The sequence below is a fragment of the Mycobacterium sp. NGS17 genome (assembly GCF_059813205.1).
In genome coordinates this window covers 1-203 of the sequence record NZ_JCALED010000073.1, presented here as the reverse complement: position 1 = coordinate 203, position 203 = coordinate 1, and the positions used below count along the sequence as shown (strand labels likewise).

1 protein-coding gene is annotated in these 203 nt (G+C 64.0%); it reads right to left on the bottom strand.

Annotated features, from left to right (window positions below):
• A partial coding sequence (locus AC5Y7E_RS24420; protein ID WP_499950988.1) for a hypothetical protein occupies positions 1-203 on the bottom strand: 203 nt, incomplete at both ends.

Sequence of the window (203 nt, the reverse complement as noted above, 5' to 3'; positions counted from 1 at the left end):
ACACCGGCCAAACCGGCCAACACCGCCTGAATCTCACCCAGCTCGATCCGATACCCGCGGATCTTCACCTGCTCATCGACACGACCCAGATACTCCAACTGCCCATCGCAGCGCCACCGCACCAAATCCCCAGTGCGATACATCCGCACCCCCGACCCACCGAACGGACACGCCACAAACCGCGACCCGGTCAACCCCACCCG